This is a genomic window from Kitasatospora sp. NPDC050463, assembly GCF_040655255.1.
GTDB lineage: Bacteria > Actinomycetota > Actinomycetes > Streptomycetales > Streptomycetaceae > Kitasatospora.
Window position 1 is genome coordinate 1 of record NZ_JBFAJO010000111.1, and the last position, 19,822, is coordinate 19,822.

The following is a 19,822-nucleotide window of genomic DNA, read 5'->3' on the forward strand; positions in this document are numbered from 1 at the left end:
CTACGCGACATGGCAGACTGCACACCCAACGGAGCCCCCAGAACAGCGATCTTGGTCGACGCAGTTCTATCGGGGGCTCCGTTGCCATGTCAGGGCCTTGACGAACGCCGCAGCGGCTTAACTTCCTGGTCTTGCAATTTCAGACGCTGTCGACACCCCTCACGCACGTCCACGAGTTTGTCGTCCGGGTCAGGGCAGTCGACCGGTTGGGCCCGCGCGGCCCGGCGGCCGCGCGGATGGACCGTTCGCGCCGAGCTCGGCGCGAACGGTGTCAGTCGTCGATGGCCTGGTAGAGCGTGGTCCAGAAGTCGTGGATGAGCCGTGCCGAGTCCGGGGTGGACATCCCCACCTGGGTGAGCAGGATGCCGGTGAGCCGGTGGTGGGGGTCGGCGTAGGCGGTGGTGCCGGTACCGCCGTCCCAGCCGAACTGGCCGACGGGGGCGTAGTCGCCGCGGTGGGTGCGCACCGCCATCCCGAAGCCCCAGCCGCCCTGCTGCCCCTGGCCGACCGTGAGGTGGGCGATGTTCCGGTACATGGCGTCCCGGGCGGCTCGTTGCTCGGGGGTGAGGCGGTTGGTGGTCATCAGCTCGACGGCGGGCCGGGACAGGATCCGTTCGCCGCCGTGCATGCCGTGGTTGAGCAGCATCCGGAAGAAGGCGTGGTAGTCGTCGACGGTGGAGACCAGTCCACCGCCGGCGCCCTGGAAAGCCGGCGGGCAGCTGCTCCTTCCGCCTTCCGCCTCGTCCCACACGAGGAACTCCCCGGTCTGCGGGTCGGGCCCGTAGAGGGGCGGCAGCCGGTCGATCTTGCCGGCGGGCACGTGGAAACCGGTGTCCTTCATCCCCAGCGGGTCGAGGATCCGTTCACGCAGGAACGTCTCCAACGGCCGGCCCGTGACCCTGGCGACCAGCACGCCGAGTACTTCGTTGCTGAGGTCGTACTGCCACCGCTCTCCGGGCTGGTAGGACAGGGGCAGCTCGCCGAGGCGGCGCATCCACTCGTCCGGCCCGGGCGCCGGCCCGGAGGCCACGCTGTAGTCGAGCCGCTCGAACGTCGCTGCCCTGATCAGGGAGTCCATCAACGCGAAGTCCACCCCGAGCCCGAACGTGGAGGTCAGCAGGTCCCGTACGGTGATCGGCCGCCGGGCGGGCACCGTGTCCTCCAGCGGGCCGTCGGGCCGCTTCAGCACCCGGCGGTCGGCGAGTTCGGGCAGCCACGGATCCACCGGGTCGTCAAGGCGCAGCCTGCACTCGTCGAGCAGGACCATCGCCGCCGCCGTCGTGACCGGTTTGGTCGTGGACGCCATCCGGAAGATCGTGTCCCGGCGCATCGGCGCGCCACCGTCATGGCGCATCGTCCCGATCGCTTCGACGTGCGTCCGGCCGCCACGGCTGACCAGGGCGACGAGGCCGGGAATCCTCCCGGTCTCGACGTGCCGTGCCAGGACCTCGCGCAGTGTGCGCAGTCCTGCTCCGGAGAAGCCGCTGTTGCTCTCGCTCATCATGAATGTCCTTGTCCGCACTGTTCGACCCCGTGGAACGCTCCGGCGGGAGGAGCGTTCCGAGCCCCTTGTGAGGCGGCCTTGCAATGAGCGTGCACCCTGACCCAAGGTCAAGGTCAACCTCTGTCGCCGCCATGGGCCGGTTGGCGCCGATCGCAGGCTTCCGGGCCTGGGAACCGGCGTCGGCCGTCGGTGCGGGCCGGTCGGCACGCCGGGACCGCCGTCGGGTCCCTCGCGCTCCACGCCGCCCCCGGCCCGGTCCCCGGCACGTCGACCGTCCCGGTGGGGGACGTGGCCGCTCGGGTGCCGGCCGCGGCGGCCCGGATGAGCGGGGACGGTTGCGCGCTATCCTCGCCCCTGTGATCGCCCGTAACCCGTACCTCGAAGTCAGCGCGAAGGTCGCCGGCGACCCCGGCTCGATCCCGCGCAAGGACTTCCGTGCCGTCGCCCACGCGGTTCGCGAGACTGCGGCCGCTCACGATCCGCAGGTCCGGTGAGCCGGTGACAGTCGGACTGACGATAGGTCAGGCGGCGGCGTACGTCGGCGTCACGATCAAGACCGTGCGGCACTACCACCGGCTCGGCCTGGTCGCCGAGCCGGAACGTGACGGTTCCGGCTACCGGCGTTACGGGTCGGCCGAGCTGCTGCGGCTGATACAGGCCCGGACACTGGCCGGGGCCGGCGTGCCACTGGCCGAGATCGGTGCGATGCTCGACGCCGAACCCGAGCGGTTCGCCGCCACCCTGGACGACGTCCATCGTCGGCTCACCCGACAGATCGAGGACCTGACCGCGCGCCGCGACACCCTGCACCGGCTCGCCCACGGCGACCGGGCGCTGCTGCCCGACCGGGCCTGCGCGGTCCTGGACCGACTCGCCGATCTCGGCTTCGGCCCCGACTACGTGGCCACTCAACGGGAGGCCCTGGTGCTGGCCCGGGCGCTGGTCCCGGACATCTTCGACGTCTTCCTGGCTCGGCTCGAACACGGGCTGGAGGATCCCGAGTTCGTCGAGCTGACCAAGCGCGGCCTGGCCGCGGTGTCCTGGGATCCCGACGACCCGCGGATCGAGGAGCTGGCGTCCGCGCTCGCCGACAAGCTGCTGGCCGACCGCGCGGCGCCGGCGATGCCGACCGGGTCGCGGCTGAAGTCCGACGCCTCCGCCCGATACGGGCTGGTCAACCACCACCGCGAGGACCAGGAGCCGTCCATCGCCCGGTTGAACAGGCTGGTCGAGGCGAACCTGCGCGCAGCCGGTATCGACATCCCGCACCACTGACAGCCGCCCAGCAGGCCCGGTGCCGCAACGAGCCGCCCGCCTCAATCGGCCCGGGCCACGGCGGGGCGGTCCGGCTCCCAGGGCGCGGTGATTCCCATCCTCCCTCCAGCAGCCGGCACTCGCGGCCCGGTGCCAGGTGAGGCCACGGCCCGCCCTCGGGATCCCACTCGATCCGAGCGGGCGCCCCTTCACGTACCAGCGCCCGCGCGTCCCTTCGCGTACCGGCGCCCGCGCGCCGCTCCGAGCCGCCCCCTTGCGTAACGGCGCCCGGCGGCGCGCCCACACCCCCGCAGTTGAACATGTTCAAAGTGGTGCGCCATGATGATGCCGAACGGGAGCCCCTCGACCCTGACCGCGGGATTCGGGCCGCCCCCACCCAAGCCTGCCCTGCCCCGCGCACCCACGCGCCCCGGCAGCGGAAGAAAGGACCGTCCGCCGTGCTGACACCCTGGCAGACCCGGCTGGCCGCCGCCGCGGTCGCCCTGATGTGGGGCTACGAGGGCCTCTGGTGCAAGATCCACCCCGGCCGCGCCGACCAGCGCGCCATCGTGGAGGGACTGCCGCTCCTGCCCGAGAGCGCGGTGTCGGCGCTGCTGATCACCATCGGCCTGGCCGAGCTGGCCCTCGGCGTCTGGGTGCTCAGCGGACGCCGGGCCCGGCTCGCCGCGGTCGTCCAGACCCTGCTGGTCACCGGGTTCAACACCGGCGGCCTGCTGTTCGGCGCCGATCGCATCCCCGAACCGGGCCGCCTCATCGTCCAGGACATCGCCTTCGTGGCCCTCATCTGGACCGTCGCCGCAGCCCACCGTCATCACCACGCCCGACCGGTCGCGCTCACCGCATGACCACCACCCCCTGGAGCGAGGGCCGACTGCTCAGCCTCCAGACCCGCCGCCCCCGCGTCCTGTTCGGCCGCATGTACGAGGACCCGGCCGTCGAACTCGCCGCCTTCCCCCCACCCGGCGCCCGTGTGCTCTGCATCGCCTCGGCCGGCGACACCGCCGCCACCCTGGCCGCCGCCGGGTACGACGTCACCGCCATCGACGTCAATCCGGCCCAACTCGACTACGCCCGCGCCCGGCTCACCGCAGGCGCACCCGCCACCACCGGCTCCGCGGAACTCCTGCTCGCCGCCGGCCGGACCGCCGCGGCCGCCCTCCCGGCCTGGCGACCCGCCGCCCTGGAGCGGTTCCTGCGCCTGGACGACCCCGCCGCCCAGGCCCGCCACTGGCACCGCCACCTCGACGGGCCCGGCCTGCGTCTGCTGCTCGCCGCCACCCTGCGCCCGGCGGGCACCCTCGCCGCCGCCGTCCGGCCCGCCTTCCTGGACGTCCTGCCGCGCCGCTTCGACACCGCCCTGCGCGCCCGCCTAGCCCGCGGCCTCGCCCGCCACCCCAACACGGAAAACCCCTTCGCCTGGCGCCTGCTCCTCGGCCGCGAACTCCCCGGCACACCCGGCACACCCAGTACACCGACCACGGCCACCACCACCCCCGTCCGACTGCTCGCCGGCGACGTCCTCCAGCACCTCGAACGCTCCCCGGCCCGCCACTACGACGCCGTCACCCTCTCCAACGTCCTGGACGGCCCCGGCCCCGCCTTCGCGCACCGCCTGCGCACCGCCGTGAGCCACGCCGTGCGCCCCGGCGGAACCGCCGTCCTGCGCAGCATCCGGGAACCGGGCCCCGCCGGCCCCGGCGCCGCCGCCCAGGACCGCTCCCTGCTCTGGGGCGTCGTCCGGGTGCTCCGGCTCTGAAGGCCTCCCGCCTGCAACACCGCCCACCGCCGAACGCCACTCGAACTCACCCGACGGAGTCGACCGTGCGACACCTGCTGCAACGCCATCCCTTCCCGATGCGCACCCACTTCGCGAACTCGCTCGTCCTCACCTACGCCCTCCCACCGCGCCTCCTCGCTCCCCTCGTGCCGCCCGGCCTCACCCTCGACACCTACACCGACCCCACCGGTACCGAACACGGCTTCGTCGCCGCCGCCGTCGTCGACACCCGCGCGCTGCGCCCGGCCGCCCTGCCCGCCCGCCTCGGCCGCGACCTCATCCTCACCGGCTACCGCGTCTTCACCCGCTTCCCCACCCCGGGCGGACGGACCATGCGCGGACTGCGCATCCTGCGCTCCGACACCGGCGACCGGCTGATGGCCGTCGGCGGCAACCTGTTCTCCCGCTACCGGTACCACCACGCCAGAATCGCCACCCGGACACTCGGCGACACCCTGGAGTTCAAGGTGATCAGCACCGACGGCCACGCCGACCTGCACGTCCGCGCCGACCTGGCGAGCACCCCGGCACCCCTGCCGGCGGGCAGCCCGTTCGCCGACGCCCGCGCCGCCCGCAGGTTCGCCGGCCCGCTGCCCTACACCTTCGAGTACGAGCCGCAGACCCGCTCCGTCATCGTCGTCAAGGCCACCCGCACCCACTGGGACCCCGTCCCGGTGAAGGTCGACGTCCCCCGGTTGACCTTCTTCGACCACGGCCCCTTCGTCGGCAGCCACCCCGTCCTCGCCAACGCCTTCCACGTCGCCGACGTCGACTACGGCTGGGAGTCCGGCCACCGCCGCGCCCTCGACGGAGCCCCGCGGTGACCGGCCGACCCGGCGGACCCGGACACCGGCCCTCCGGCGTCCGCGAGGTGATCCGCTACAACTGGCCGATGTACGCCGCCGGCGCGGCCACCACCGTCGCCGGGTGGGCCCTGGCCCACCACCTCCCCGGCCGACCCGCCGCCCTCGCCCGCGCCGTTTCGACCACCGCCGCCGCACTCCTGACCACCAGCACCCTCGCCACCTGGCACGTCTACGACCGCTCCGAACTCCACACCTACGACTGGCTGCCCGAGCTGCTCCCCGACGGCCCCGGCGACCACCTCGTCGTCTCCACCGGCCTCGACGAGGCCAGCCGCCCCATCGCCGCCCGCCACCCCACTGCCCGCCAGATCGTCGCCGACCTCTACGACCCCGCCCTGACCACCGAGGGCTCCATCCGGCGTGCCCGCCGTCACGTCCCGCCCGCACCCGGTACCGTCCCCGCCCGCCCCGGCGCCCTGCCCGCCGCCACCGCCTCGCTCGACACCGTGCTCACCGTCCTCGCCGCCCACGAACTGCGCCGGCCCGCCGACCGCACCGCCCTGTTCACCGAAGCCGTCCGCACCCTGCGCCCCGGCGGCACCCTCCTCCTGGTCGAGCACCTGCGCGACCTCGCCAACACGGCGGCCTACGGCCCCGGCGCCTGGCACTTCCAGCCACGCGCCACCTGGCTGCGCCACGCCGCCGAGGCCGGAATGCACCCGGCCGCCGAACGACGGATCGCCACACTGATCACCGCCTTCGCCTTCCGGAGTCCCGTTACATGAATGAACTGTTCACCCTGGAAGCCCAGTTGAGACTGGTCGGCACGGCCCTGGTCGGAGTGGGCCTGTTCCACGCCGTGCTGCCGCGAGTCGTCCGGTGGCCCGCCGACCTGGCCGGCGCCAGCCTGCTGACCCGCCAGGTCTCCTACGTCCACCTCTTCTTCATCGCGCTGACCTGCGCCCTGCTCGGCCTGCTCCCGCTCTGCCTGGCCCCCGAGCTCCTCGCCGGCACCCGCCTGGGCACCGCCCTCCTGGCCGGCCAGACCCTCTTCTGGGGCCTGCGCTGGCTGTTCGAGTTCGCCGTCTTCTCCCCGAAGCTCTGGCGCGGCGACCCGGTGCGCACCCTCGCGCACGTCGGCCTCTCGGTCCTCTGGACCTGGGTGGCCTCGGTCTTCTCGCTCGCCCTGTGGCGGGTGCTCTAGGTTCCGTCCGGAGCCTGGCGGACGGTCCACCACCCGCCCCACCGATCATTGCGGCACGAGGCCTGGAGTCGCCCCGGCGCCGGCGGTGACGCCGAAGTCGCGCGAGCAGGCCCGGCCGGAGGCGGCGCGAAGCCGGCCGGGCGTGCCCTACGTCCCGCACCGCAGCGGGCACGCGGCGGCTGCTGCGGAAGTACGGCCGATCGTGGCGGCAGCCGGCCCGAGGTGCTGCGGGCCGACAGCCGGGCCGGCCCAGGGCTGCTGCTGACGGCCGCGCGGTCCGCCTCGGGGTGGCAGAAGACCGGGCTCCACCGAGCGCTGCCCAGCAACTGCCTGATGCCCGACTGCCGGCCCGCCGCCTATGAGCCGGCCTGCGGCCGGCGAGCGGCCGCCTCCTCCCGCAGCAGGCTGTAGCGGGCGCTGTCGCGCCACCGGCCGTCGCGGAACACCACGCTGCGCAGCACACCCTCACGCGTGAATCCGGCCTTCTCCAGAGCGCGTTGCTCGGCGAAGTTCTCCGTGTCGGTTTCGGCTTCCACCCGCGCCACCGGCGAGTACCCGAACAGGTAGTCCGCCAGCAGGGCCTGGGCCCGTGTGCCGATGCCCTGCCCGCGCGACCCGGGGAGCAGCTGGATGCCCATGCTCCAGTAGTACGACCGCGACACGGTGTCCACCCGCCGCCACCCCACGAACCCGTGGAACTCCCCGCCGGCCTCGACCGCCAACTGCCCGCGGTCCTCACCCAGCAACCGGTTCTCGGCCCACCTGCGCCGCCAGACGCCCGGGTCGGTCCACCCGAACCACTGGAACGATCCGACCGCCTCCGGGTCCTGGACCAGCTCCTCCAGAATCCCGAGCTCGCTCTCGACCACCGGTCGCAACTTCACATTGTCATATGGCATGCCGGGGAGTGTAGTTCCGGCCGCCGGGGCGCCGCGCAGGGGGTTCTTCACCCCGAGCCCTCTGCTCCAGGCGGCCGGGCCTTCGGAGCCGGTCAGATCAGGGCGCGTTGATGGAGCGGTAGCCTCTGGCGTCCAGTCACGGATTGTCGAGCCTCCCACGTCGGTGCCGCCTGCGCCCCTCCACGCTCCGCGCCACCTCTTCGAGGACGCGGTGGTCCAACACCTCGACGGCCGGGGATTGTTCGCCGGGCGCCTGCGCCCGCCGTCCTGGACCGACTGCCGCAGTGTGCCGTCCGTGGCCGGTGTCCGGAATCAGTTCGACCCGGGTGTCCCGGCGGCCCTTGAACACCAGGGTGTCGTCCAGTGGGCGTGGACAACCTCGGTGCCGCCGGCCCTCGGCGTTCGGTCCGCCCCCGGCGTTCGGTCCGCCCCCGGTCTGGGGTCGACCGGAATGGCGGCCGTGCCCGACGGCGTTGACGGTCGTTGTCGAAACCGTTGAACCACCACCACACGAGGGCAGGCGAAGACCGTGACCGACATCGACTGGGACCACCCCAAGGACCCCGGACCGGGCACCTGGCAGCTGGACCACGTCAAGCTGTACGCGGGCTCGAACGGCACCGAGGGTTGGCACTGGAACGGCACCCAGACCCTCCTGCTGACCACCGTCGGCCGGGTCTCCGGGCAGGCGGTGCGCACCCCGCTCATCTACGGCGAGGACGGCGGCCGCTACCTCGTGGTCGCCTCCAAGGGCGGCGCCGACGAGGCGCCCCTGTGGTACCAGAACCTGACGGCCGATCCCCGGGTCCGCGTCCAGGTGGGCCCGAAGATCTTCCAGGGCACCGCTCGTACCGCCACCTCCGAGGAGCGGGCCGCCTTCTGGCCAGTGATGGTGGGCCACTGGCCCGCGTACGACGAGTACCAGGCCAAGACCGACCGCGAGATCCCGATCGTGGTCATCGACCCCGCCTGACATCCACAAAAGGGCATCGGAGACGCACCAACCGGCTGCCGACCGGCACCGCCGTCGCCGAGCCGAATGCCGACAGAGCCGTACCCACCGGCGCGGCGCCCGGATCAGCGGGCTGACGGCACTCTCCAGGACCACCCTGCGGGACTGCCCCCGCAGGGTGGCGGCGAAGGCGTGCCCGTGCTCGGCCGGGTCGAGGGTCGTTGCCGTCGTCGGCCGCCACCGTCGGCCGCCACCGTCGTCCCGTCTGCCGGCTACGGCTCGGTGAGGGCGCCGTCGCCCCCGGCCCGGACGGCGGCGCCGAATCGCCACGCCTCGATGTCGCGATAGCGGATCGGCCCGGGGCCACGGCCGATGTTGCTGCCGACAAGGTGGAGACGTTCGGTCCGCCACGGCCGGCCCACGAACCCGGCGAGCCCGGCCGCGGCCTGCGGCACGCTGGTGGGATCGTCGCGGCGGGCTCGCGCCAGGGTCAGATGGGGGCGCAGCGGGCGGTCGTTGAACTCGATCCCGCAGGACCTGACCAGGCCCCGGACGTCGGCGGCGAGCAGCTGCAGTCCCTCCAGGTCTCCGTCGATCCCGCTCCACAGCAGCCGCTGGTCGAAGTGGCCGCCGCCCCGCAGGGCCAGTTGCAGCGCGGGGTGCGACGCCGCCGGACCGGCGAGCGCCGACCGCAGCGGCGGCACGGCCGTGGACGGCAGCTCACCGAGGAAGGCCAGGGTGATGTGCCAGTCCTCGATCCGGTTCCACCGCAGCCTCGGGTACCCGGCGTAGGCGGGCCGCAGGGCCCGGGCCAGTTCGTCCTTGGCGTCGTCGGGCGGAGCCAGCGCCACGAAGACGCGCAGGGTCGAGGGCTCGGGGGGAACGTCCACGAGGGGGGAGGGTAGCCGAGGACAGGTCGCCTGCGCTCGCTGGTGCCGCGCCGCACTGATAGACCAGGGGGCCGGCTCCGACGGGGGCCTCGTGGGTGCGACAGACCGTCTCGGCCCCCTCCTTCCGGAACCTCGCCCAGCCGTCCCCGGGGTCGCGGGTCACGGCCGGCGCAGCTGCGGCCGCCCGCTGCCGGCGGGCGCTCAGCCGCCCGGCCGGCCGCCCTCTGCCGCGGCGACCACGAACCAGTGGGCCGGCAGCGCGACCCGAGTGCCGTCCGGATGGAGCTCGCTCATCGCGAGGTCGGTCCCGCCCTGGTCGAGGACCTCCAGCCCGGCGCCACGCAGCAGCCCGGGCACTTCCCCCGGCGCGACCTCGGCCGGGCGCAGCTGGTGCTTTCGGACCTGGCGAAGCTTCTCCGGCGGGCCGCCGGGCCGTTCGGCGACCTGTTGGAGCACCGTCTTGGCGGCGGCGGTCGGCTCGACGACGAAGCCCCGGCCGCGCCGGCCGAGCAGCAGGGCGACGGCGGCGGCCACCGGCGCCCGGTCGGCCGGGTCGCTCTGGTGGAGCACGGCCCGCAGGTAGACGTTGGCCTCGCCGAGTCGGTCGCCGAGTCGCCGCACCCCCGCCAGGTCGGTGAGGTCGAGCTGTCCGAACTCGGCCACCGCGTCGCGGTCCGCCCGACGGGCGTGTGCCACGGCCGCGGCGGACAGGTCGACGCCCACCGCGCGCGGGAAGTGCCCGGCCAGGTAGCGGGTCTGGGTGCCGTTGCCGCAGCCGAGGTCCACGATCGGCAGGGTGGGATCGGCGTGGGCCGCGAGCAGCACGGTGTGCGGGGCCGCCGTCAGCGTCGCGTCCGCGTCCCAGAACGGCTCGCCCGGCTCGCCCGTGTTCTCGGCCCAGAAGCCCTCCCACGCGCGTACGTAGCGCTCCGAAGCACTCATCGGCTGGTCTTCTCCCCTGTGTCGTGGCAGCGATGACAGCCTCCATACCGACCCCCGCACCAGCGGAAACCCCGCAACCGAATCCTTCACACCGCGTTCGACCCCACACGGGTAAACCACCGGATCGGTGGCCCCCGGCCGGGCCGGGGTGCCGGTGCGGGTGGTACGCCGCCCCACGCCCCGGCCCGACGAGACCAGGCCGCCCGGGCAGCGCGGGAGGTGCCGGTCGGCAGGAGCCAGGGCACCGGGGCGTCCGCACGATTCCCGGGCCGACAGCACCCTCACCCGGGTGGCCGCCGACCGATCGGTACTGTGGTCGGACACCCTGTCGAGAGGCGCCCTCCCCCATGGCCAAGAACGCCGCCGAGCCGCGTGCCGCAGCCCGCAAGCCCCTGCTGCAGCTGACCGGCGTCAGCCGCTCGTACGACGAGCGGGAGGTGCTGCACCCCATGAGCCTGTCGCTGGCCGCCGGAGAGTGCGTCGCCCTGCTCGGACACAACGGCTCGGGCAAGTCGACCCTGCTCAGGGTCGCGGCCGGACGCGACGAGCCCAGCAAGGGCACCGTGCGCTTCGACGGCATCCCGATGGACGAGAACGACCCCCGGGTCCGGGCCCGGGTGGCCGTGGTCGGCGACACCGTCGCCTGCTACCCCGACCTGACCGTCCGCGAGCACCTGCTCCTGGTCGCGGTCGCACACGGGGTCGCCGATGCACCCGACTGGGTCTCCCGGGTCCTGACCGACCGGATGCTCGCCGAACGGGCCGACGCGCTGCCCTCGGCGCTCTCCTCCGGGCAGATGCAGGCCCTGCTGCTGGCCTGCGCGCTGGTGCGCCCGCGCGATCTGCTGCTGCTGGACGAGCCGGAGCAGCGGCTCGACCCGGACGCCCGCCGACACCTCGCCGACCTGCTCAGAGCCGAACTCGCCGACGGCGTCGCGGTGTTGCTGGTCACCCACCACACCGACCTCGCCCTGGACGTGGCCGACCGCGTGGTGGTCCTGGAGGACGGCAGGATCCTGAAGCAGGGCGCGACCCGCAAGGTACTGGCGACGGAGTCCGCGGCCCGCACGACCGCAGGCCCGGCGGGTGCCCGGTGACCACCACCCGCCCGGAGACCGATCCCACCGTCGGAACCGACCCCGCCGTCGAGGCCACGGACGACGCCGTCGAGGCCTGGACGGACGACGACGACTGGACCGACGAGACACTCGCCCTGCTGCGCGCCCTGCGCGCCCCCCACCGGCGCAACCGCGCCAAGTCGGTCGGCTTCGCCGTCTACTGCGTGGTACTCATCCTGATCATCTGGGGCGGTGTGCCCAGCCTCGGCCTGTTCCTGCAGGCATCGATGGGCGCCGACTACACCGGGCACGGCGGCGATCTGCTCGCCGCGATGCCCGCCGGCATCACTGCGGTCGGGTTGGCCACCTTCCTCCTGCTGGTCCGGGACGGCCTCTGGCGCGGCCCGGTGGTGCCGCCCCGAGCGGCGACCGACTGGCTGCTGATCCACCCCGTCCGGCCCCGCCCGGTGCTCCGGCCCTGGTTCTGGCTCTCGTGCGCCGTGGCCGTGTTCCCCGGCCTGGTGGCGGCGGTCGGCGGCATGATCGCGCTCGGGCTGACCGTCCGGGTCGGCCTGCCGGCCGCACTCGGCTGGTGCCTGCTCGGGGGGCTCGGCGTGCCGCTCCTGGCCACCTGCGCCGCGCTGTCGGTGGAGCGCGGCGACCGCGCCGCCCGCTGGGTGCGCCGGCTCACTCCGTATCTGACGCTGCTGATCATCGCCTTGGCGGGCCAGAGCGCGCTGGCCGTCGCCGGCCACCCGGTGCACTGGCTGGAGCTGGTCGAACTGTGGTCGGGGCCGTGGGGCTGGGCCGCGATCGCCGCGCTGGCACCGACCCCGTCCGCCGTGGCGGGCGGCTGGGCGGCCGCCGCGCTCCTGCTGGTGTCGACCGCCGCCGCCCTGGTGCTCGCCGACCGGGCCGCCGCCACGGTGCCACTGGCCCGGCTGCGGGAGCGGGCCAGAACGGCCGCCGGGGTGCTGGCCGCGCTCCGGACGGTCGAGCTGCGCAGCGCGCGCCTGGCGGTGAACAGCGCCAACGGCAGCGCCCGGCAACGCCGGCTCCGGCTGCCGGCGCCCCGGCGCGCCTGGCTGGTGGTGCCGTGGCGAGACGCCCTCGCCCTGTTCCGCTCCCCCGCCCGGCTGGGCCGCGCGGTGGTGCTGGCGGCGCCCGCACTGCTCTGCGCCGTCCTCGCCCACGGCGCCACGGGCGGGCTGTCCTGGCTGACCACCGCCGCCGCACTGGTCTTCGGCTACCTGGCCGTCGCACAGCTGCTGGAACCGGCCCGGATCGAGACGGACGACGTCCGGCGGGCCTCCTGGTCTCCCTATCCGTTCGCCGGCCTCATGCTGCGCCATGCGATCGTCCCCACGCTGGCCGGGGTCCTGCTGGGGCTGGCCTGCACCGCGGCGCTGCTGGCGGCGGGCAGCGGCCCGGCGGCCTGGCTCGCGCCGGCCACCGCGCCGGCACTGGTCGCGGCGGGGCTGGTGAACGCCTGCCGCGGGGTGCTGCGCAAGGACCTGATGTTCTCCCCGGCCCAGGGCGCGGGCGGCGGGACAGGCCCGCTGCTGTTCGCCGCCTGGTACGCGGCCGGGCCTGCCGTGGGCGTGGCGGCGCTGACGCCGATGTTCTCCTCGGCGCTGCGCGGCGGGACGACCGTGGCGGTCGGCAAGGCCGCCCTGATGGCGGTGGTGGTCGCGGCCCTGCTGCTGCGCTGGGCACAGGCCAGGGCGGCGAAGATGAGCAAGGCCCGCCCCGGGAGGAGCACTCCCTAGACCCCACCTACGCGCGGTGGCGCTCACTCGATCGGCCGTGGGCCTCCGCCGCCGCCCGCCTCCGTGGAGTTCGACCGACGCCCGCGGGCTGGCGGGCCCCCTCACACGAGGGTGACGACCAGGAGAACGAACGCGGTGACGATGACAGCCACCCGCACGTAGTGGAGCCGGTCCCAGCGGCCGAGCTGTTCCCGCCAGTCCGCCGGGGCGTTCTCCGGGGTCCAGTGCGCCGCCCGGGAGTTGATCGGAACGAGCAGGGCGACCGACATCACCACGCTGAGGACGAGCAGCCCGGCGGCCGTGGCGATCAGCCCCGCCCCGGTTTCCCCCCAGCTCACCGCGGACCACGCCACGCCGAACACCACGGACCCGATGTACCAGAACGGCATCACCCGCCCGAGCAGGCGGGCTCCCGCAGTGCGGGCGGCGAGGCCGCCGTTGTGCGGCAGTCCGTCGACGATCGGGTTGACGAAGACGGCCACCGCGAACTCCACGCCCACCAGCAGACCGACGACCACGACCGTGACGACGGCGAGTAGGTTCTGCATGTTTCCTCCCGAGACTCAGACGCGGCCATCATCTTCTAGCGCCGCTAGCTTCTGAGTCAACACTAGAGGAATCGATGCTCGCTTGGCTAGCGCTGCTAGGACACAGTCACCCGGGCGGGCCTCGGTGCGGTGCCGCCGAGGGCCCGGGCCGCCTCGCCTCACGACCGATCGGAGCAGCAACCCCGGCTTCCGGCCCCTCGCCCCCGGTCGGTCGGCGACCCGGAGCAGCTCTCGCTCCGGTGGCCGCCGACGTCGCGCACGCGCGGCACTGCTCGTCCCGGGAATCCACACCAAGCAGGAACGCCTGAAGAGCACGTCGTCCATGCCCTGACGCGCCTCTGAAGCGGTCAGTCGCGCAGGCCCGGAAGGCAGGCCCGGACGAAGTCGACGAGCAGGGTGTCCGGCACCGCTGAGCGGGGGGCGTCCGACGCCTTGCCCTTGACCTCCACCCGCCCGAGGATCTCGGCGTTGCCGTCGAGCACCATCACCATCTCGTCCCGAGCGTTGGTGGGCACCAGATAGGCGGCCGTACCCAGACCCGGCACCGGCACCGGCACCGGCAGGACCGACTCCCCGAGCTGGAGGCGGAAGACTCGCTCCCAGGACCTGTGGAACGCACTCGCCCGAACCGCGTCGGGCAGGTAGAAGAGGCCGATGGTCAGCACCACGGGGCCGTCGAACCCGCCCGGCACCGCACCGAAGGTGAGCTCGCAGCCGGCCGAGACCTCGGCCGCCTCGTCCTTCCCCGTGGGCCGCGGCGCGCTCACGGGAGTGCCCAGTGCGGCGCGCAGGACCTCCAGGGGAAGCACCGAGCAGACGTCCGCCCGCAGACTGTAGTGGTGCACGACGGTCGGCGCGCCGGCACCGGCCAACGGCAGCAGCAGGAGCAGCAGACCAGCCACGCGAAGCGGCAGACGGCGTCCTGACATACCCAACTCCCCTGCTGGAAACGAAACTGCCCCACCCGAGCACCGCCCCGCCCGCCCGTCGACCATCGCGCCCCAACTCTCGCAGCGCATTCCGCCTCGGGTCCGGGATCGGGCCCCCGGGGCGTATCGCCCGCTTCCCGTCTTCGCACCCGGCACGGCCGCAGAACTCGCCCGGCCCGACTGCCCGGCCCCTGTTCCGCAGTGCGCGGTGCGCGGTGCGCGGTCAGTCGTCGTCCCCGCGCTGGTCGTCGTCGCCGTCGCCGTGGTGCCCGGTGATGCGGGCGAAGACCTGGTAGTCGACGCGTTCCGGGCCACCGGTGCCGGGGAGCAGGTTGCCGCTGGTCGAGCCGAACACCACGGTGTCGCCCCGGGCGTCCACGACCGGGGCGTTCGACGAGCCGTTGCCGAGCGAGCCGTCCGGCGCGGTGGCGACCCGCTCGGTACGGCCGGTGCGCAGGTCGTGGCGGTAGACCTCCCAGCCCGGGTGCTGCGGGCCCGCCACCAGGTTGTCGGCGGCGGAGGCGAAGTAGACCCGGCGGTTGTCGGCGGTGATCCGGCCGTGATCGGAGGAGCCGACTGAGGCGGTGCCGGGCAGGCCCCCGCTGATCTTCGTCACGGTGCCCTTCTCGAGGTCCCGGACGTACAGCACGGTGTGGTACCGGTGGCCGCCGGTGGAACCGCCGGGTTCGGGCAGGGCGTAGATCGCGCGCCGCCCGTCGGGGCTGATCGTCGCGTCGAAGCTCGCGTAGCCGAGCCGGCCGTCGAGGTCGAGGCTCGCGGCGCGGATGCGGCCGGTCTCCATGTCGTACGTGTAGTAGACGCCGGTCGTCGGTCGGGACAGGCCCGGCTGGGCGCTGCGGGGCAGGGCCGCGGCGGCGCCCGGGGCGAGTTCCACGTCGGCGGGGCCGGCACCACCGGCGGCCGGGGCGGCGGGGGTCTGCTCGGCGGGCAGCAGGTTGCCGGCGAGGGAGGTGAAGCCGATGGTGCGGCCGTCCGCGCTGATCGTCGGGTTGAGGGACATGCTGTCGCCCGGCCTGCCGTCCACGCCGCGGGTCACCAGCCGGGTCTTCCCGGTACGGCGGTCGGTGACGTAGACGTTGTAGTCCCAGGTGTAGGGCCTGGCCAGCGAGGGCTCGGTGCCCTGGAGGTCCGGGACGAGGTCGGTCCGGCTGGAGACGAAGGCCACGTAGCGGCCGTCCGCGCTGAGCGAGGGCGCGTACGAGGAGTGGAACTTGTCGGTGTCGGTGCTGGTGGGCCCGCCGCTGACCAGTTCGGTGCGGCCGGTCCTGCGGTCGCGGACGTACACCTCGTCGCGGCCCTGGACCTGCACCCCGGGTACCACGTTCGCGGCGTCGCTCTCGAAGGCGACGTAGCGGCCGTCGGCGTTGATCGCGACGTAGTCGGTGAAGCCGTCCAGCACGTTGCCGTCGTCGGACAGGTTGATCCGCTCGGTGCGGCCGGTCCTCAGGTCGCGGACGTAGGCGTCGCGTCCGCTCTTCGCGGGCTGGGACACCAGGTTCGTGGCCCACGAGGTGAACAGGGCGTAGCGACCGTCCGCGCTGATTCCCTGGCTCCACGACTGGTTGTCCGGCACGGCGCCGTTCAGCCCGACACTGACCTGGACGGTGCCGCGCGGCGGCGGGGTGGCCTGGGCGGGGGCGGCGGTCACGGCCAGTACGGCGACGGCCGCGAGGATACCGCCGCCACCGGCCGGCCACCGGCCACGGGTGGTACGGGTGCTGCGTGCCATGAGGTGGGTCCCTTCCCCTCGGATCACCCGGCCGGGCTCCCTCCCGGCCACGGGCTCCAGGAGAGCCAACCGTCGGCCGGCACGGTGGTCAACGATCGGAGCCCCGCTCGGCGGGAAATACGCCAACGGGCGTATTCCGCAGGGAGGTCGGGCCGCTCGGCGAGCGACCCGCCCTCAGGGGCCACGAACCGCACGGGCGGCGGCAAGCGATCGCCCTCGCCCCGCGAATCCCTCCCCACCGAAGGAACCGGCCGGCGCGGCGCCGGCAAGGACGCAGTACGGCCGGGCCGGGGCCCGCGCAGCCGGACAAGGTCCTGTCCGGCGGATCATGTGACGGTCGCCTCGCGTGGGGGTCATTGTTCGGTTTGTGGGGCGGGGCGATCTGACGAATGACGAGTGGGCGCGACGTGCGCCCCATCTGCCGAAGTCCGCAGGCCGGGGCGGGCGTTGGAGTGACCACCGAACAGTGATCAACGGGATCTCGTTCCGGATCCGCACAGGAGTCCCGTGGCGGGATCTGCCGAACCGGTTCGGGAGCTGGAAAACGGCCTATGAGCGTCGTGCGCCGTGAGGCGCTTTGTTGTATCCCCGGAGCATCCGGGATGAACTCGGAGGAGGTTCTTGGGTCACCTGACTTACCTGATGGTGAAAATCAAAGGGGACCGTAGCATGTCAGGAAAGCGGCAGCCGATCTGAAGGTGCATGACGACGGAGCGCCGCAAGGCCCGCGCAATATGGTCAAAGCCGGATTGCTTAAAGCCTAATTTCCAGGGGCACAAGTAGAAACCCATCGGAACAGCACCTGAAACCGATGCTCCTATCCTGCCTGGCTATGTGACGTTTGGCCGAGCACCTCCGGGATGGGAGACGCCTCCCAATGAGGGCGGCTAAGGAAATGAGTGGGCGACCTAAGTTGCGCTAGATACGTACAGCAAAGACGTACCGCGGGATCGCCTACGGGACGAGAGTCCTAAGGTGACGGAGTGCCCGTAGTAGTCGCAGGAGTGACGACCTGCCGGGGAGGCCGGGAAAACCGGATCGCAGGGCGAAGGGGCACAGGTGATTACGACGTCCAGGAGAGGGAGGTATGCGTAATGCAGAGTGCTGGAACAGTACTGGACGTCATTCGAGATCGCGGCAAGCGGGGCTTGCCGCTGGAGAGGATCTACAGGCAACTGTTCAACAGGGATCTCTTCCTTGTGGCGTACGGGCGCATCTACCGGAATAACGGCGCGATGACACCTGGAGTCACAGGGGAGACGGTCGACGGAATGTCGATGGTGAAGATCGACGCGATCATCGAGAGGCTCCGTTCGGAGTCCTACCGATGGACGCCGGTCAAGCGGGTCTACATCGAAAAGAAGGGAGACTCGAAGAAGAAGCGCCCGCTTGGCTTGCCGACGTGGTCGGACAAGCTCGTCGCCGAAGTGGTCCGCCTCTTGTTGGAGGCGTACTACGACGTCCAGCTTTCCGACCGATCCCACGGCTTTCGCACCGGTCGCGGATGCCACACGGCATTGCAGGAGGTAGTGAAAAGCTGGACTGGAACACGTTGGTTCATCGAGGGTGATATCTCCGATTGCTTCGGCAGTTTGGATCACGAGGTCATGCTCACGATCCTCGGGGAGAAGATCCACGATGGCCGATTCGTGCAGCTCATTCGCTGCATGCTCCGTGCGGGGTATCTGGAGGACTGGCAGTGGAACGCCACGCTCAGCGGTGCTCCGCAGGGCGGGGTCGTCTCGCCGGTGCTGTCCAACGTCTACCTCGACCGGCTGGACCGGTTCGTTGAGCAGGAACTGCTACCGGACTACAACCTAGGAAGGCAGAGGCGGCATCATCCTGAATATCATCGGCTGGATGCCCGGATGTGGCGGGCGGTGGCGCGCGGCGACAAGGCCGCAGCACGAGAGCTGCGTCTCAAGCGGCGCTCGCTACCGAGCTTGGACCCGCACGATCCGGGATTCCGTCGGCTGCGGTACGTCAGGTATGCCGACGACTGGCTACTCGGGTTTGCTGGGCCGAAGAACGAAGCCGAAGAGATCAAGTCACGGATCAAAGAGTTCCTTCATACTGACCTGAAGCTGAGCCTCTCTGAACCAAAGACTCTCATTACGCACGCCTCCAGCCAGGCGGCGCGCTTCCTCGGTTACGAGATCAAAGCACAGCGATGCGACACGAAACTCACCGGCCCTCGCCGTTCAGCCAACGGCATCATTGGGTTGTTCGTGCCGCAGGAGTTAGTCCGGCAGCGGTGCGTGCCGTACATGCGAAACGGGAAACCCTACCAGCGCGGAGTACTACTCCATGACAGCGATTTCTCAATCGTTGCTGCATATCAAGCTGAGTACCGGGGTCTCGTTCAGTACTACTTGCTGGCGCAGGATGTTTCACGCCTATCGCGTCTTCGCTGGGTGATGGAGACATCTATGCTCAAGACGCTCGCCTCCAAGCATCGAACCTCCGCAACGCGGATGGCTCGGAAATATAAAGCGGTCGTCGCTACTCCGGACGGTCCGCGAACATGCTTTGAGGTGAGAGTCTCACGAGGCGCCGACAAGAAGCCACTGGTGGCTCGCTTCGGGGGTATCCCCTTGAAGCGCCAGCGCATGGCGGAAGTCGCCGACAAGGAGCCGTTGCCTATGACGTATTTCGGAAGGAACGAACTCGTCAAACGGCTCTTGGCCGACACGTGCGAGATGTGCGGGTCAGCGGAAAGGGTGGAGGTTCACCATATCCGCAAGCTCGCAGACCTGAACAAGCCGGGTCGGCCTACCCGTCCAGTGTGGGCGTTGATTATGGCGTCGCGTAGGCGAAAGACCCTGGTGGTCTGCCAAGCGTGTCATAACGGAATCCACGCAGGGCGGGCTTCTTCGTCCACTCGAAGAGCGTCACTGGAGAGCGGTGTGCTGGGAAACTAGCCCGCACCGTTCGGGAAGGGGCCGTCGGAAAAGGACTCGCACCACGAGCACCTCGCCGGCGGCCTACTTCACACCGCCGGTGGTCGGCGGACGGCACCTGGGGTCGGATCGTGCAAGCCGTCCAGACCGATGCCGACGCCCGGGGCCGGATCGACTGGAGCATGGTGAGCGTGGACTCCACCTCGTGCCGAGCCCATCAGCACGCTGCCGGAGCTCCGCGCAGGACGCCGCGAGTTCCCAAGCGGAGATCAACACCTCGGCAGCACCGCCCCGACGAAGGACTCGGCCGTTCGCGGGGCGGTCTGACCTCCAAGATCCACCTTGCCGGGGGAAGGTGGTCTCCGCCATCTGGCGCTGCTGATCACTCCTGGTCAGTGGGGCGACAGCCCGCGGCTGATCCCAGTCCTCGAACGCATCCGGGTAAAGCGCCTCGGCGGTGGGCATCCACGCACTCGTCCCGACCACTTGGGCGGCGATAAGGCATACAGCTCCCGCCGTCATCGCCGCTACTGAACTTGATTGGGTGATGTCGGGGCTGTTCGCCTGACGGTGGGGCTGTGGATCCGGTAGCCCTGGGGCATGAGGTACGCGCAGGGCG

The 19,822-nt window shown here is 72.0% G+C and carries 18 protein-coding genes and 2 pseudogenes; 13 read left to right on the plus strand and 7 right to left on the minus strand.

Translation table 11 applies throughout. The annotated features are described in order from the left end of the window. Positions 1-271: 271 nt before the first annotated feature. Positions 272-1,501, minus strand: coding sequence for a serine hydrolase domain-containing protein (locus tag AB0J08_RS37960; RefSeq protein ID WP_360643507.1), 1,230 nt, complete (start codon positions 1,499-1,501; stop codon positions 272-274). Between the two features lie 359 nt (positions 1,502-1,860). Between AB0J08_RS37960 and AB0J08_RS37965 the strand changes: the two genes are divergently transcribed. The 7 genes from AB0J08_RS37965 to AB0J08_RS37995 all read left to right on the plus strand — a co-directional run bounded on the left by AB0J08_RS37965 (position 1,861) and on the right by AB0J08_RS37995 (position 6,566). Next, positions 1,861-1,998 (plus strand): hypothetical protein, encoded by a 138-nt coding sequence (locus tag AB0J08_RS37965; RefSeq protein WP_360643510.1) that lies wholly within the window; start codon positions 1,861-1,863, stop codon positions 1,996-1,998. A gap of 4 nt (positions 1,999-2,002) precedes the next feature. Then, entirely contained in the window at positions 2,003-2,779 is a 777-nt protein-coding gene (locus AB0J08_RS37970; RefSeq protein ID WP_360643513.1) for a MerR family transcriptional regulator, read from the plus strand. Positions 2,780-3,216: 437 nt separating this feature from the next. Then, positions 3,217-3,624 (plus strand): DoxX-like family protein, encoded by a 408-nt coding sequence (locus tag AB0J08_RS37975; protein WP_360643516.1) that lies wholly within the window; start codon positions 3,217-3,219, stop codon positions 3,622-3,624. Continuing rightward, entirely contained in the window at positions 3,621-4,535 is a 915-nt protein-coding gene (locus AB0J08_RS37980; protein ID WP_360643519.1) for a hypothetical protein, read from the plus strand. Before AB0J08_RS37975 ends, AB0J08_RS37980 begins: the two co-directional genes overlap by 4 nt. Before the next feature lie 65 nt (positions 4,536-4,600). Next, positions 4,601-5,380, plus strand: coding sequence for a DUF2071 domain-containing protein (locus tag AB0J08_RS37985; RefSeq protein WP_360643522.1), 780 nt, complete (start codon positions 4,601-4,603; stop codon positions 5,378-5,380). Next, positions 5,377-6,147: a class I SAM-dependent methyltransferase gene (locus AB0J08_RS37990; RefSeq protein ID WP_360643525.1), complete on the plus strand. Its 771-nt coding sequence runs from the start codon at positions 5,377-5,379 to the stop codon at positions 6,145-6,147. The genes AB0J08_RS37985 and AB0J08_RS37990 overlap by 4 nt, the downstream gene beginning before the upstream one ends. Then, on the plus strand, positions 6,144-6,566 hold the full coding sequence (locus tag AB0J08_RS37995; protein ID WP_360643528.1) for a hypothetical protein: 423 nt from the start codon (positions 6,144-6,146) through the stop codon (positions 6,564-6,566). Before AB0J08_RS37990 ends, AB0J08_RS37995 begins: the two co-directional genes overlap by 4 nt. A 356-nt stretch (positions 6,567-6,922) precedes the next feature. Here the strand turns inward: AB0J08_RS37995 and AB0J08_RS38000 are convergent, their stop codons facing one another. Next, positions 6,923-7,465 (minus strand): GNAT family protein, encoded by a 543-nt coding sequence (locus AB0J08_RS38000; protein WP_360643531.1) that lies wholly within the window; start codon positions 7,463-7,465, stop codon positions 6,923-6,925. A gap of 529 nt (positions 7,466-7,994) precedes the next feature. On the opposite strand from AB0J08_RS38000, the gene AB0J08_RS38005 reads away from it, so the two are divergent. Beyond that, positions 7,995-8,438 (plus strand): nitroreductase family deazaflavin-dependent oxidoreductase, encoded by a 444-nt coding sequence (locus tag AB0J08_RS38005; RefSeq protein ID WP_360643534.1) that lies wholly within the window; start codon positions 7,995-7,997, stop codon positions 8,436-8,438. Positions 8,439-8,689: 251 nt separating this feature from the next. Here the strand turns inward: AB0J08_RS38005 and thpR are convergent, their stop codons facing one another. Together thpR and AB0J08_RS38015 are read right to left on the minus strand one after the other, a co-directional pair. Then, a complete protein-coding gene (gene thpR, locus AB0J08_RS38010) occupies positions 8,690-9,307 on the minus strand; it encodes an RNA 2',3'-cyclic phosphodiesterase (protein WP_360643537.1) in 618 nt (205 codons plus the stop codon). 201 nt (positions 9,308-9,508) lie between these two features. Beyond that, entirely contained in the window at positions 9,509-10,249 is a 741-nt protein-coding gene (locus AB0J08_RS38015; protein ID WP_360643540.1) for a methyltransferase domain-containing protein, read from the minus strand. Between the two features lie 347 nt (positions 10,250-10,596). Between AB0J08_RS38015 and AB0J08_RS38020 the strand changes: the two genes are divergently transcribed. Together AB0J08_RS38020 and AB0J08_RS38025 are read left to right on the plus strand one after the other, a co-directional pair. Further along, positions 10,597-11,346, plus strand: a complete 750-nt coding sequence (locus AB0J08_RS38020; protein WP_360643543.1) for an ABC transporter ATP-binding protein — start codon at positions 10,597-10,599, stop codon at positions 11,344-11,346. Continuing rightward, positions 11,343-13,076: a hypothetical protein gene (locus AB0J08_RS38025; protein ID WP_360643546.1), complete on the plus strand. Its 1,734-nt coding sequence runs from the start codon at positions 11,343-11,345 to the stop codon at positions 13,074-13,076. The genes AB0J08_RS38020 and AB0J08_RS38025 overlap by 4 nt, the downstream gene beginning before the upstream one ends. Before the next feature lie 101 nt (positions 13,077-13,177). On the opposite strand, the gene AB0J08_RS38030 is transcribed toward AB0J08_RS38025, so the two are convergent. The 3 genes from AB0J08_RS38030 to AB0J08_RS38040 all read right to left on the minus strand — a co-directional run bounded on the left by AB0J08_RS38030 (position 13,178) and on the right by AB0J08_RS38040 (position 16,303). Continuing rightward, positions 13,178-13,624, minus strand: coding sequence for a DUF1772 domain-containing protein (locus AB0J08_RS38030; protein WP_360643548.1), 447 nt, complete (start codon positions 13,622-13,624; stop codon positions 13,178-13,180). Positions 13,625-13,971: 347 nt separating this feature from the next. Next, complete coding sequence (locus AB0J08_RS38035; protein ID WP_360643551.1) at positions 13,972-14,553, minus strand: hypothetical protein; 582 nt, start codon at positions 14,551-14,553, stop codon at positions 13,972-13,974. 223 nt (positions 14,554-14,776) lie between these two features. After that, entirely contained in the window at positions 14,777-16,303 is a 1,527-nt protein-coding gene (locus tag AB0J08_RS38040; protein WP_360643554.1) for a hypothetical protein, read from the minus strand. A gap of 367 nt (positions 16,304-16,670) precedes the next feature. Here AB0J08_RS38040 and AB0J08_RS38045 point away from each other — a divergent pair. The 3 genes and pseudogenes from AB0J08_RS38045 to AB0J08_RS38055 all read left to right on the plus strand — a co-directional run. Next, positions 16,671-16,862: pseudogene (locus AB0J08_RS38045) on the plus strand (transposase); the annotation flags it as partial. Positions 16,863-17,397: 535 nt separating this feature from the next. Continuing rightward, a complete protein-coding gene (locus AB0J08_RS38050) occupies positions 17,398-19,224 on the plus strand; it encodes a reverse transcriptase domain-containing protein (RefSeq protein ID WP_360643557.1) in 1,827 nt (608 codons plus the stop codon). Between the two features lie 71 nt (positions 19,225-19,295). Further along, positions 19,296-19,734 (plus strand): annotated as a pseudogene (locus AB0J08_RS38055) (IS5/IS1182 family transposase); the annotation flags it as partial. Between the last annotated feature and the right edge of the window lie 88 nt (positions 19,735-19,822).

What these genes read in the sequence shown, in the direction of transcription:
- AB0J08_RS37960 (WP_360643507.1), bottom strand. Translation starts at nt 1,501, where the DNA reads ATGAGCGAGAGCAACAGCGGCTTCTCCGGAGCAGGACTGCGCACACTG.
- AB0J08_RS37980 (WP_360643519.1), top strand. Translation starts at nt 3,621, where the DNA reads ATGACCACCACCCCCTGGAGCGAGGGCCGACTGCTCAGCCTCCAGACC.
- AB0J08_RS37995 (WP_360643528.1), top strand. Translation starts at nt 6,144, where the DNA reads ATGAATGAACTGTTCACCCTGGAAGCCCAGTTGAGACTGGTCGGCACG.
- AB0J08_RS38000 (WP_360643531.1), bottom strand. Translation starts at nt 7,465, where the DNA reads ATGCCATATGACAATGTGAAGTTGCGACCGGTGGTCGAGAGCGAGCTC.
- AB0J08_RS38015 (WP_360643540.1), bottom strand. Translation starts at nt 10,249, where the DNA reads ATGAGTGCTTCGGAGCGCTACGTACGCGCGTGGGAGGGCTTCTGGGCC.
- AB0J08_RS38020 (WP_360643543.1), top strand. Translation starts at nt 10,597, where the DNA reads ATGGCCAAGAACGCCGCCGAGCCGCGTGCCGCAGCCCGCAAGCCCCTG.
- AB0J08_RS38030 (WP_360643548.1), bottom strand. Translation starts at nt 13,624, where the DNA reads ATGCAGAACCTACTCGCCGTCGTCACGGTCGTGGTCGTCGGTCTGCTG.
- AB0J08_RS38035 (WP_360643551.1), bottom strand. Translation starts at nt 14,553, where the DNA reads ATGTCAGGACGCCGTCTGCCGCTTCGCGTGGCTGGTCTGCTGCTCCTG.
- AB0J08_RS38040 (WP_360643554.1), bottom strand. Translation starts at nt 16,303, where the DNA reads ATGGCACGCAGCACCCGTACCACCCGTGGCCGGTGGCCGGCCGGTGGC.
- AB0J08_RS38050 (WP_360643557.1), top strand. Translation starts at nt 17,398, where the DNA reads ATGCAGAGTGCTGGAACAGTACTGGACGTCATTCGAGATCGCGGCAAG.